Origin of the sequence: Faecalibacterium sp. I4-1-79, from assembly GCF_023347235.1 — a bacterium.
In the GTDB taxonomy this organism is placed as follows: Bacteria; Bacillota; Clostridia; order Oscillospirales; family Ruminococcaceae; genus Faecalibacterium; species Faecalibacterium tardum.
On sequence record NZ_CP094467.1, the window covers coordinates 471770 to 484450 of the forward strand.

The 12681-nt window shown below is 58.2% G+C and carries 10 protein-coding genes; 7 read left to right on the top strand and 3 right to left on the bottom strand.

Going from position 1 to position 12681, the window contains the following annotated elements:
- The first annotated feature begins 45 nt into the window (after window positions 1-45).
- The 7 genes from MTP36_RS02280 (at window position 46) to MTP36_RS02310 (ending at window position 9227) form a co-directional block, all read left to right on the top strand.
- Entirely contained in the window at window positions 46-924 is an 879-nt protein-coding gene (locus MTP36_RS02280; RefSeq protein ID WP_055185517.1) for a branched-chain amino acid ABC transporter permease, read from the top strand.
- Window positions 925-936: 12 nt separating this feature from the next.
- Entirely contained in the window at window positions 937-1965 is a 1029-nt protein-coding gene (locus MTP36_RS02285) for a branched-chain amino acid ABC transporter permease (protein WP_097778470.1), read from the top strand.
- On the top strand, window positions 1958-2797 hold the full coding sequence (locus tag MTP36_RS02290) for an ABC transporter ATP-binding protein (protein ID WP_249253171.1): 840 nt from the start codon (window positions 1958-1960) through the stop codon (window positions 2795-2797). Before MTP36_RS02285 ends, MTP36_RS02290 begins: the two co-directional genes overlap by 8 nt.
- A 3-nt stretch (window positions 2798-2800) precedes the next feature.
- Entirely contained in the window at window positions 2801-3514 is a 714-nt protein-coding gene (locus MTP36_RS02295) for an ABC transporter ATP-binding protein (protein WP_055185514.1), read from the top strand.
- Window positions 3515-3698: 184 nt separating this feature from the next.
- Entirely contained in the window at window positions 3699-4712 is a 1014-nt protein-coding gene (gene asnA, locus MTP36_RS02300; protein ID WP_118657881.1) for an aspartate--ammonia ligase, read from the top strand.
- A 368-nt stretch (window positions 4713-5080) separates the two neighbouring features.
- Window positions 5081-7693 carry an ATP-dependent chaperone ClpB gene (clpB, locus tag MTP36_RS02305; protein WP_249253172.1) on the top strand — a complete coding sequence of 871 codons (2613 nt, stop codon included), beginning with the start codon at window positions 5081-5083 and terminating at the stop codon, window positions 7691-7693.
- A gap of 229 nt (window positions 7694-7922) precedes the next feature.
- Window positions 7923-9227, top strand: a complete 1305-nt coding sequence (locus MTP36_RS02310) for an HlyC/CorC family transporter (RefSeq protein WP_249253174.1) — start codon at window positions 7923-7925, stop codon at window positions 9225-9227.
- A gap of 624 nt (window positions 9228-9851) precedes the next feature.
- On the opposite strand, the gene MTP36_RS02315 is transcribed toward MTP36_RS02310, so the two are convergent.
- The 3 genes from MTP36_RS02315 to MTP36_RS02325 form a co-directional block, all read right to left on the bottom strand.
- Window positions 9852-10652: a gluconate 5-dehydrogenase gene (locus MTP36_RS02315; RefSeq protein WP_249254387.1), complete on the bottom strand. Its 801-nt coding sequence runs from the start codon at window positions 10650-10652 to the stop codon at window positions 9852-9854.
- A gap of 90 nt (window positions 10653-10742) precedes the next feature.
- Window positions 10743-11591, bottom strand: coding sequence for a 5-dehydro-4-deoxy-D-glucuronate isomerase (kduI, locus tag MTP36_RS02320; protein ID WP_005921078.1), 849 nt, complete (start codon window positions 11589-11591; stop codon window positions 10743-10745).
- Between the two features lie 19 nt (window positions 11592-11610).
- Window positions 11611-12636, bottom strand: coding sequence for a sugar kinase (locus tag MTP36_RS02325; RefSeq protein WP_055185510.1), 1026 nt, complete (start codon window positions 12634-12636; stop codon window positions 11611-11613).
- Window positions 12637-12681 lie beyond the last annotated feature (45 nt).

Below are 12681 nucleotides of genomic sequence, written 5' to 3' on the forward strand. Positions count from 1 at the left end.
TATATCAAAAAGTGTAAACGCCGCAAAGAAAGGAAGTATCCAACCATGACAGTGTTCTTTAGCCAGCTGATCAACGGCTTGTCCCTTGGCAGCATCTATGCACTGATCGCACTGGGCTACAGCATGGTATACGGCATTATCCTGCTGCTGAACTTTGCCCACGGCGATGTCATCATGGTGGGCGCATACATGTCGTGGTTCGTCATGAACCAGCTGGGTCTTGGCCCGGTCACCGCTGTGTGCGCCACCATCATCACCTGTACGCTGCTGGGCGTGGTGATCGAAAAGATCGCCTACACCCCCCTGCGCAGCGCACCCCGTATCTCGCTGCTGATCACCGCCATTGGTGTCTCCTTCTTTCTGGAGTACACGGCAGAGCTGATCCTCGGCTCGGGTGCAAAGGTGATCCCCGCCTACTACACCAACCAGACCTTCCATCTGGGCAAGGTGCCGCTGGGTCTTACTTCGATCATCACGCTGGTGGTCACCGTGCTGTCCATGCTGGTGCTCACCTTTCTGGTGCAAAAGACGAAGCTTGGCAAGGCCATGCGCGCTGTTTCGGAGGATATGGATGCTGCCCGCCTGATGGGCATCAACGTCAACAGCACCATCTCCTTTACCTTTGCCGTGGGCTCGGCGCTGGCGGGCATCGGCAGCGTGCTGTACTGCTGCTCCTACCCGCAGGCTACCCCCACCATGGGCTCCATGCTGGGTCTGAAAGCCTTCGTTGCCGCCGTGCTGGGCGGCATCGGTTCCATTCCGGGTGCCATGATCGGCGGCATTGCCATCGGTCTGTGCGAGTGCTTTGTTTCCGCCATCGGCCTTTCCGCTTGGAAGGACGCTGTTACGTTTGCAATTCTGATCATCGTGCTGCTGGTCAAGCCCACGGGCTTCCTTGGCCGCAAGGTGCAGGAAAAGGTGTAAGGGGGCATAACGATGAAAACCAACCGTAAAACCATCAAAATGCCCGTGCGCTACCTGATGAACGCCGTGCTGGTGGCGCTGCTGTTCGTGGGGCTTTCCTTCCTCACCCAGAATGTGCTGTCCACCTACCAGAACAAGGTGCTGCTGACCGTGGGCATCAATATCATTCTGGCTGTCTCGCTGAACGTTGCCACCGGTTATCTGGGGCAGCTGCCGCTGGGTCACGCCGGTTTTATGGCCGTAGGTGCCTACACCTGCGCGCTGTTTACGAAGTATTCCAACCTGCCCAAGGGCGTTGCCTTTGTTATCGGTCTGGTGCTGGCATGGATCATGGCCGGGCTGTTCGGTGTGCTCATCGGCATCCCCGCCCTGCGCCTGACCGGTGACTATCTGGCCATCCTGACGCTGGGCTTTGGCGAGATCATCCGCATCACCTTGAACAACATTGATGATGTGCTGGGCTTCAAGCTGTTCTACGGCGCAAAGGGCCTGAAAAATATCCCCAAGTACTCCAACTACTGGAATGTGTTCCTGTGCGTGGTCATCACCTGCTTCCTCATCCACGCCATGATGAAGAGCCGCCACGGCCGTGCCGTGCTGGCCATCCGCGACAACGAGATCGCCGCCGAAAGCTGCGGCATCCAGACTACCTATTATAAGGTGATGGCCTTTGCCTTCTCCGCCGCCTTTGCAGGCTTGGCGGGCGGCCTGTACGCCTGCTATCTGGGCGTGCTGGACCCCTCTACCTTCGGCTTTATGAAGTCCATCGAAATTCTGGTCATGGTGGTGCTGGGCGGCATGGGCTCCATGCTGGGCTCCATCCTGTCCGCTACCGTGCTGACCATCCTGCCCGAGGCCACCCGCAGCTTTGACAGCTACCGCATGGTGGTCTACTCGCTGGTGCTGGTGCTGATGATGATCTTCCGCCCGGGCGGACTGCTGGGCAGCTACGATTTCTCCCTGAGCCGCATCGTGGAAAAGGCCATGAATGGCGAACTGTTCCGCAAACATACCGAAAAGGAGGCCGCTGACCATGAGTGAGTTCAAGACCAGACTGCACAGTGTGCCCTCCGGCGGTTTTCTGACCGACCGCGACAAGGACAAAAAGCCCATTCTGGACGTGCGTGAGCTGGGTATCGACTTCGGCGGTCTGACCGCAGTGGATGGCTTCAACCTGATGATCGGCCGCAACGAGATCACCGGTCTGATCGGCCCCAACGGCGCCGGTAAGACTACGGTGTTCAACCTGCTCACCAACGTCTACCAGCCCACCCGCGGCTCCATCCTGATCGATGGGATGCCCACCGCCGGGAAAAAGACCTATCAGGTCAACCGCATGGGCGTGGCGCGCACCTTCCAGAACATCCGCTTGTTCAAGGAGCTGAGCGTCATCGACAACATCAAGGTGGGTCTGCACGAGTCCATGAAGTATAATCTGGCTTCCTCCCTGCTGCGGATGCCGAACTACTGGAAAGAGGAAAAAAAGTGCACCGAGCGTGCGCTGGAGCTGCTGGACATCTTCCACATGGCAGACCTTGCCAACGCGCAGGCCGGCAGCCTGCCCTACGGCGCACAGCGCCGTTTGGAGATCATGCGCGCACTGGCTACCGGCCCGAAGCTTCTGCTGCTGGACGAGCCTGCCGCCGGTATGAACCCCTCCGAGACAGCGGAGCTGACCGAGACCATCCGCCGCATCCGCGACAAGTTCAACATTGCCGTGCTGCTCATCGAGCACGACATGAGCCTTGTCATGGGCATCTGCGAGGGCATTGCGGTGCTGAACTTTGGCCGCATCATCGCCAAGGGCACCCCGGACGAGATCCGCGATAACCCGCAGGTCATCGAGGCCTATCTGGGCAAAAAGGAGGGCTGAGCCATGGCTGATACATTACTGAAGGTGGACGGCATCAACGTCTACTACGGCAACATCCACGCCGTAAAGGATATCTCTTTCACCGTCAACGCGGGCGAGATCGTCACCCTGATCGGTGCCAACGGCGCGGGCAAATCCACCACCCTGAAAACCATTTCCGGCCTTTTGAAGCCCCGCACCGGCGATGTGCTGTACAAGGGCAAGAGCATCAAGGGCGTGCGCGCCCACAAGATCGTGGAAAGCGGCCTTGCACAGGTGCCGGAGGGACGCCATGTGTTTTTGCACATGACGGTGGACGAGAACCTTGATATGGGCGCCTACACCCAGCCCGCTTCCACCATCGCCGCCAACAAGGAAAAGGTGTTCACCCTGTTCCCCCGCCTGAAGGAGCGCCGCAAGCAGCTGGCGGGCACCATGTCCGGCGGTGAGCAGCAGATGCTGGCCATGGGGCGTGCGCTCATGAGCAACGCCTCCATGCTGATGCTGGACGAGCCTTCTATGGGTCTTTCGCCGTTGCTGGTGCAGGAGATCTTTGACATCATCCGCGACATCCACAAGGAGGGCATGACCATCCTGCTGGTGGAGCAGAACGCGCAGATGGCGCTTTCGGTGGCCGACCGCGCCTATGTGCTGGAGACCGGCCGCATAGTCATGGACGGCACCGGTGCCGAGCTGCTGACCAACGAGCGCGTCCGCAGCGCCTATCTGGGCGGGTAAACGGAAAATAGTTTGATTTGCAGTTCCGAAACGCCCATGGGTGTTTCGGAACTGCTTTTTCCTGCTATCACTTTACTTTCGTAAAAAATTGTGCCATAATGGGTGCAGTATTCCGGCTTTGCAAAAGCCACGCCCCGGCTCGGGAAAGCGGGGCGCAAACCACACAGAATGAGGGGTAAACGTTATGAGCAAGATCATCATCCCGGCAAACTACAAACCCGCGCTGAACCTGTACGATACCCAGCGCGCCATCGGCACGGTGAAGCGGCTGTTTGCCGATACCCTGTGCGCTACGCTGAACCTGTACCGCGTGTCCGCACCGCTGTTTCTGGAGGCTTCCACCGGCCTGAACGACGACCTGAACGGCGTGGAGCGCAAGGTGACCTTTGACATCAAGGACAGCGGCACCGAGGCACAGGTGGTGCAGTCGCTGGCAAAGTGGAAGCGGCAGGCGCTGAAGGACTACGATTTCCGCGTGGGCAAGGGTCTGTACTGCGACATGAACGCTATCCGCCGGGACGAGGAGCTGGATAACCTCCACTCGGTCTATGTGGACCAGTGGGACTGGGAAAAGATCATCACGGTGGAGGACCGCAACGAGACCTACCTGAAAAACGTGGTGCGCTGCATCGTGTCTGCGGTGTGCGCCACCGAGATGAACTTGCACGCCATGTTCCCCCAGCTGCAGGATCTGCCCCTGCACACCCCCAACGTGACCTTTGTCACCTCACAGGAGCTGGAGGATAAGTACCCCGATCTGACCCCGAAGGAGCGGGAGAATGCCTTTGTCAAGGAGAACGGCACCACCTTCCTGATGAAGATCGGTGCACCCCTGCGCAGCGGCAAGCCCCATGACGGCCGCGCCCCGGACTATGACGACTGGGATCTGAACGGCGACCTGCTGTTCTGGAATGACCCGCTGCAGTGCAGCTACGAGCTGAGCAGCATGGGCATCCGCGTCAGCCCGGAAAGCATGGACAGGCAGCTGACCATGGCGGGCTGCGACGACCGCCGCACCCTGCCTTTCCACAAGGCAGTGCTGGCTGGTGAGCTGCCCTATACCATCGGCGGCGGCATCGGCCAGAGCCGTCTGTGCATGCTGCTGCTGGGCAGCGTCCACATTGGCGAGGTACAGGCCAGCGTGTGGGACAAGGCCACCCGCGAAGCCTGCGCTAAGGCCGGCATCCCGCTGCTGTAAGCGGAACGTTTTTTCAGCGGAAAATACTTTTGATTTGAAATTCAGCCAAGCCTGCGGGCTTGGCTGAATTTTGTTTTCATGGGAGGTTCAGATACACCCTAAAATAAAAAGCATGGTTTTGCGTCTATTCTGCAAACTTTTTGTGAACCCTATTGACAAAGTGGGTGGACAGGAGTATATTTTTAGCAGTCGAGCAGATAGAGTGCTAAAAACAAAATGAACTGCCCCGCAGGAGGTGTGCAAAACCATGAAAAAGAACATTGATATAATCAACTCACGGCTCTGCCACCGCCGGGCGCGGAGCTGTTAGCAAAGAACTTATCCGTCCGCTAAAATAAACCTTCCGGTATGAATGGAGGCTTGACTTTATGAATACCAATCAATATACCCAAAAGACCCTTGAGGCTTTGCAGGCAGCCCAGCAGCTGGCTGTGGAGTACCAGCACAACGCGCTGGAACCTGCCCACCTGCTGCACGCACTGGCTGCGCAGGAGAACGGCCTGATCCCTCAGCTGCTGCAAAAGCTGAACGTTGACCCCGGCAGCTTTGCCGCCGCCGTGGCGGAAAAGCTGTCCGCGCTGCCCCGGGTGTCCGGTTCCGGCCGTGACCCTGATAAGGTCTATATCTCGCAGGCAACTGATAAGGTGCTCAGCGCCGCCGCCCGCGAAGCCAAGGCCATGAAGGACGACTTCATCAGCGTGGAGCACCTGTTCCTTGGCCTGCTGGACGAGCAGGACCAGACCACCAGCGAGTTGTTCCGCGCCTTCAACCTGAAAAAGGACGCCTTTTTGCAGCAGCTTACCGCCGTGCGCGGCAACCAGCGGGTGACCACCGATAACCCGGAGGACACCTACAACGCACTGCAGAAGTACGGTCAGGATCTGGTAGAGCTTGCCCGCAAGCAGAAGCTGGATCCCGTCATTGGCCGCGATCAGGAGATCCGCAATGTGATCCGTATCCTGTCCCGTAAGACCAAAAACAACCCCTGCCTGATCGGCGAGCCCGGCGTTGGTAAAACTGCCATTGCCGAGGGTCTGGCGCAGCGCATCGTGCGCGGCGATGTGCCCGAAAACCTGAAGAACCGCACCGTGTTCAGCCTGGACATGGGCGCTCTGGTGGCCGGTGCAAAGTACCGCGGCGAGTTCGAGGAACGTCTGAAGAGCGTGCTGAACGAGGTGAAGAAGAGCGAGGGCAAGATCATCCTCTTCATCGATGAGCTGCACACCATCGTGGGTGCCGGCAAGACCGACGGCGCCATGGACGCAGGCAACCTGCTCAAGCCCATGCTGGCCCGGGGCGAACTGCACTGCATCGGCGCGACCACGCTGGACGAGTACCGCCAGTATATCGAAAAAGACCCCGCGCTGGAGCGCCGGTTCCAGCCGGTGCAGGTGGATGAGCCTACCGTGGAGGATACCATCTCCATTCTGCGCGGCTTGAAGGAACGGTATGAGGTGTTCCACGGCGTAAAGATCAACGATAACGCCCTGATCGCCGCTGCTACTCTTTCCGACCGCTATATCACCGACCGCTTCCTGCCGGATAAGGCCATCGACCTTGTGGATGAAGCCTGCGCCATGATCAAGACCGAGATGGACAGTATGCCCAGCGAGATGGACGATCTGGCACACCGCATCACCCAGCTGCAGATCGAGCAGGTGAGCCTGAAAAAGGAGACTGACGCCCTGAGCCAGAGCCGCTTGAAGGATCTGGAAAAGGAGCTTGCCGAGTTGCAGGATAAGTTCCGCAGCATGAAGGCAAAGTGGGAGAATGAGAAGAACGCCATTGGCAAGGTGCAGACCCTGCGCGAGCAGATCGAGCAGACCAATGCCGCCATCGAGAAAGCCCAGCGCGAGTACGACCTGAACAAGGCCGCCGAGCTGAAGTACGGCAAACTGCCCCAGCTGCAAAAGCAGCTGGCCGAAGAGGAAAAGGTTGCTGCCGCCAAGAAGGAGGACAGCCTGCTGCGTGACCGCGTGACCGACGAGGAGATCGCCCGCATCGTGGCACGCTGGACCGGCATCCCGGTGGAGAAGCTGGTGGAGGGTGAGCGCGAGAAGCTGCTGCATCTGGACGATGTGCTGCACCAGCGGGTCATCGGTCAGGACGAGGCTGTGACCAAGGTAAGCGAAGCCATTCTGCGCAGCCGCGCCGGTATTGCCAACCCCAACCGCCCCATCGGCAGCTTCCTGTTCCTTGGCCCTACCGGCGTGGGCAAGACCGAGCTGGCTAAGGCATTGGCACAGGCACTGTTTGACGACGAGCGCAACATGGTGCGTATCGATATGACCGAATATATGGAGAAGTTCAGCGTCAGCCGTCTGATCGGCGCGCCTCCGGGATATGTCGGTTATGAAGAGGGTGGCCAGCTGACCGAGGCTGTGCGCCGCAAACCTTACAGCGTGGTGCTGTTTGATGAGGTGGAAAAAGCCCACCCCGATGTGTTCAACATCCTGCTGCAGGTGCTGGACGATGGCCGCATCACGGATAGTCAGGGCCGTACCGTGGACTTCAAGAACACGGTCATCATTCTGACCTCCAATCTGGGCAGTGACATCATCCTGAACGATCTGGAGCAGCGCCGTGCGCAGGGCTCCAACGAGCTGAGCGAGGATGCAAAGCACCAGATCGACCTGCTGCTCAAGAGCAAGTTCCGTCCTGAATTCCTGAACCGTCTGGATGAGATCGTCTACTATAAGAGCCTGACCAAGGACGAGATGCGCAAGATCGTGGATCTGCAATTGCAGGATCTGCGCAACCGTATGGAGGAGGGCAAGCACCTCAAGCTGGAGGTCACCACCGCCGCCAAGGACTTCATCATTGATTCTGCCTACGACAGCGTTTATGGTGCACGTCCCATCAAGCGCTTCATCCAGAGCCGCGTAGAGACCCTGATCGCCAAGGCCATCATCAAGGGCAGTTATGCCGAGGGCGACACCCTGACGGTGGATTATGACGGCAGTGCACTGGTTTTACGCTAAATTTTACAGCTTTTGTACGCGGATAACAGGCCAAAAGCTTGCACCCGTGTGCAGAATATGCTATTATAAAAAGTAACATTGATGTGCTTTTCATCGCGGAAACGGCAACGATGGAAAGCACATTTTTGTATACGGAAAAGCCCGCGTGGCACTGTTGAAGCACAACGGGAACACAGTGGGTAAATAAAACTAAATTTAAAACAGAAAGTTGAGTGTGATTTCCCTTTTTATGGACGATGGCAGTATGACGCTCTGGGTAGCGCTGGTAGTATTGGTGGCACTCTCTGCCTTTTTCTCCGCCTCCGAGACCGCATTTTCTTCCCTGAATCAGATCCGCCTGAAAAGTCGCGCCGAGGACGGCGATACCTCTGCCGCCCGGGTGCTGGCAATGGCTGAAAAATACGATAAGCTGCTTTCCACCATCCTCATCGGCAACAATATCGTAAACATTGCCGCAGCTTCCATCGGCACCATCATTTTCACCAAGATGCTGGGTGCAGAGCGGGGCGCTACGGTGTCCACCATGGTGCTGACCGTGGTGGTGCTGATTTTTGGCGAGGTGACCCCCAAGAGCCTTGCCAAGGAGATGCCGGAAACGGTAGCCACCGCAGTTGCGCCGGCGCTCAGCCTGCTGATGCTGGTGTTTACCCCGCTGACATGGCTGTTCAGTCAGTGGAAGCGCTTTTTGGGGCACTTTGTCCACAGCACTGAGGAGGACACCATCACCGAGGGCGAGCTGATGACCATGGTCAGCGAAGCCGAGAATGACGGCGAGCTGACCGACCGGGAAAGCGAGCTGATCCGCAGCGCCATCGAGTTTGATGACGTGGAGGTGGAAGAGATCCTGACCCCCCGCGTGGATGTGATTGCAGTGGAGGACGATCTGCCGCTGGAAGAGGTGGCACAGACCTTTGCGGAGTCCGGCTACTCCCGTCTGCCGGTGTACCACGACACCATTGATAACATCATTGGCGTGGTACATGAAAAGGACTTCTACATGGCACGCCTGAAAAAGGAGACCAAGCTGGAGGATCTGGTCAAGCCCACCCTCTACACCACCGGCTCCACCCAGATCTCCCAGCTGCTGCGCACCCTGCGCGAGCAGCACCATCACATGGCTGTGGTGGTGGACGAGTACGGCGGCACCGAGGGCATCATCACGCTGGAGGACATTCTGGAGGAGCTGGTAGGTGAGATCTGGGATGAACACGACGAGGTGACCGAGGACTTCCGCAAGCAGTCGGACGGCAGCTGGATCGTATTGGGCAGCGCCGGCGTGGACGACCTGTACGAGCGGCTGGGTCTGCCGGAGGACGAGGACATCGACTCCAACACGGTGAACGGTCTGGTGCAGGAAAAGACCTGCCGTCTGCCTAAGGTGGGCGACCGCTTTACGCTGGGCAGCTACGACGGCGTAGTCACCCGCACCGCCAAGCGCCGCGTGACCGAGGTGCGTTTGACCCCCGCAGAAAAGCCTGACACCAAAAAGGACGAAGAGGAAAAAGGCCACTTTGGCAGAATGACCTCTAAATAAAACACGGACCGGCTGCTGCACACAAAACGTGCGGCAGCCGGTTTTTCGACCCCTCCTGTGAAAATGCGTTTGTCGCGCTCCGCAGGGGAATTTTCTGATTGTATTCAGCGCGCAAAGACGCTCCGCTGGGCCAGAGGCAGGGAGGGGTGTTCCGACTCCCCCCTCCCTACCTCTGGACTCCACCCACCCCGCAACAGGTCAAGGGCTACACGCCCTTAACAATCCTAAAGAAGAAGTCGAAGCACAAAAAAGCTAGCGCTGCGCCAGTCGGCGCTAGCGCTTTAACGCTTTTTTCGCTTCTCCATTCATAGCCCCTCAGTCGCTGCGCGACAGCTCCCCCGAGGGGGAGCAAGCACGTCCACAAACTTTGCGGTTGAGCCGGAAACTTTCCCGTCATGCCAAAGGCTCCCTCCCCGAGGGAGCTGTCAAAACCGGTAGGTTTTGACTGAGGGAGTTCGTTCCACCCCTCCCGTGAAAATGCGTTTGGAGCGCTCCAAACGCGAAATATAAATCGTAATTCATCTATTTATGCGCAGAGCGAAGCGGAGCGCATTTTAAATCGTCTAATTTGCCCATAAAAAATCCCCCCGGCGAGCAGCGTCGGGGGGATTTTTTTTTCAGGATTTACTTAGGCTGGCGGCCAATATAAGCCAGAATGCCGCCGTCGGCGTAGAGGATCTGGCCGTTCACAAAGTCGGATGCGTGGCTGGCAAGGAACACGCAGGGGCCAACCATGTCCTCCGGGTCACCCCAGCGGCCTGCGGGGGTCTTGGCAACGATGAAGCTGTCAAAGGGATGACGGCTGCCATCGGGCTGGATCTCGCGCAGGGGCGCGGTCTGGGCGGTGGCAATGTAGCCGGGGCCCATGCCGTTGCACTGGATGTTGTACTCGCCGTACTCAGAGGCGATGTTCTTGGTCAGCATCTTCAGGGCGCCCTTGGCGGCGGCGTAGGCAGAGACGGTCTCGCGGCCCAGCTCGCTCATCATGGAGCAGATGTTGATGATCTTGCCCTCGCGCTTTTCCATCATGTCGGGCAGCACGGCCTTGGAGCAGTTGAAAGCACCGCCCACATGGACGTCGATCACCCGCATAAAGTCGGCGTGGCTCATCTCGATCATGGGCATGCGCTTCATCAGACCGGCGTTGTTTACCAGAATGTCCACAGAGCCGACCTCGGCCTTGATCTTTGCCACCATGGCGTTTACGGCGTCCTCGTCGGAAACGTCTGCCACATAGCCGTGGGCGTCGATGCCGGCAGCCTTGTAGGCAGCCATGCCCTTTTCTAAGCTGGCCTCAGAGGAGCAGTTGAAGCAGATGACGGCGCCGCACTTGGCCATGCCCTCTGCAATGGAAAAACCGATGCCGTGGGCACCGCCGGTGATCAGGGCTACCTTGCCCTGCAGGTTGAATGCAGACAGATCCATGATGTTCTCCTTTTTTACAGTATCCAAGTTAATTTTTTAGCAAAACGCCCCGTACCGGCAACCCGGTACGGGGCGTTTGATTGGTGCTTTTTAGCGCAGGTCAGTGGTAGCGATGTTGTCCATGTCGTCAAACTCCATGTTCTCGCCGCCCATTGCCCAGATAAACGTATAGTTCGAGGTGCCTACGCCGCTGTGAATGCTCCAGGAGGGACTGATGACAGCATCCTCGTTGTGCATCACGATGTGGCGGGTCTGGGTAGGCTCGCCGCACATATGGAACACCACCTGCCCCTCGGGCAGTTCAAAGTAGGTATAGATCTCCATGCGCCGCTCGTGGGTGTGGCTGGGCATCGTGTTCCAGTTGGAACCCGGTGCCAGCTCGGTCATACCCATGCTCAGCTGGCAGGTCTTGAGCACATCCGGGTGGATGAACTGGTTGATGGTGCGCTTGTTGCAGGTATCCACGCTGCCCAGCGGGCGGTGGTTTGCGTCAGCCATCTTGATCAGACGGGTCTGGTAAGCGCAGTGTGCCGGAGCAGAGACCATGTAGAACTTGGCGGGATGCTCCGGGTCGGCAGAAGCAAAGGTGACTTCCTTGGTGCCCTGCGTAATGTACAGGCAGTCCTTATAGCCCAGCTCGTACTTTACGCCGTCGGCCACCACGATACCGGTGGAATCCTTACCGATGTTGAACATGCCGATCTCGCGGCGCTCCAGAAAATAGTGGGTGCCAAAGTTGGCCCAGATGTCGATGCCCTTGTCGATAGACACGGTCTCGTGTACCGGCATACAGCCCAGCGTGACCATACGGTCCACATGGCTGTAAACGGCCACCACTTCATCTGCCTTGTACAGGCCGGTGATCAGCATCTCGTCCCGCATTTCCTCGGTGGTATAACGCTTGAAATCCTTCTGGTTACAGGAATAACGGATATCCATAGCGGACTCCCTCCTGCAATTAGCGCTGGATACGGCCGGAACCATCGCCGCCGGCCAGCTTCTCGACCTCGGACACGGTCATCATGTTGTAGTCGCCCTCGATGGAGTGCTTCAGAGCGGAAGCTGCAACTGCGAACTCGACAGCCTCCTGAGTGCTCTTGCCGGTCAGCAGGCTGTAGATCAGGCCGCCGCCGAAGGAGTCGCCGCCGCCAACGCGGTCGATGATGTGCAGGTCGTACTTCTTGGAGAAGCAGTACTCGTTGGAAGCAACATCGTACAGCATAGCGCTCCAGCCGTTGTCGAATGCGCTGTGGCTCTCACGCAGGGTGATAGCGACCTTCTCGAAGTGGAACTTGTCAGCCAGCTGCTTGGCAACGCTCTTGTAGCCCTCGGCGTTCAGCTTGCCGCCGTAGATATCGGTAGCCTCGGCCTCGATGCCGAACACGTCCTTTGCATCCTCCTCGTTGGAGATGCAGACGTCAACGTACTGGCACAGATCAGTCATGGCAGCGCGGGCCTGCTCACGGGTCCACAGCTTGCCGCGGTAGTTCAGGTCGCAGCTGATCTTCACGCCGTGAGCCTTAGCAGCCTTGCAGGCCTCGCGGCAGATCTCGACAACGTTCTCGCCCAGAGCCGGGGTGATGCCGGTGAAGTGGAACCAATCCACGCCCTCGAAGATCTTATCCCAATCAAAGTCGGAGGGCTGAGCCAGCTGGATAGCGCTGTTGGCACGGTCGTAGATGCAGACGGAACCACGCTGAGAAGCGCCCTTCTCGTTGTAGTAGATGCCCACACGGTCACCACCGCGGGTGATCATGCTGGTATCAACGCCGTAGCGGCGCAGGCTGTTGACAGCGGCCTGACCGATGGCGTGTGCGGGGAGCTTGGTGACGAAGGCTGCGTCCAGACCGTAGTTGGCCAGAGAAACAGCAACGTTAGCCTCGCCGCCGCCGAAGCTGAACTCCAGGCTGTTAGCCTGAACAAAACGCTCGTAGTTGAAGGGCTGCAGACGGACCATCAGTTCGCCAAAAGTAACGACTTTCATTGGTTATTCTCCTTTATATCAGGTGTTTCATTCATCCCGCCGCAG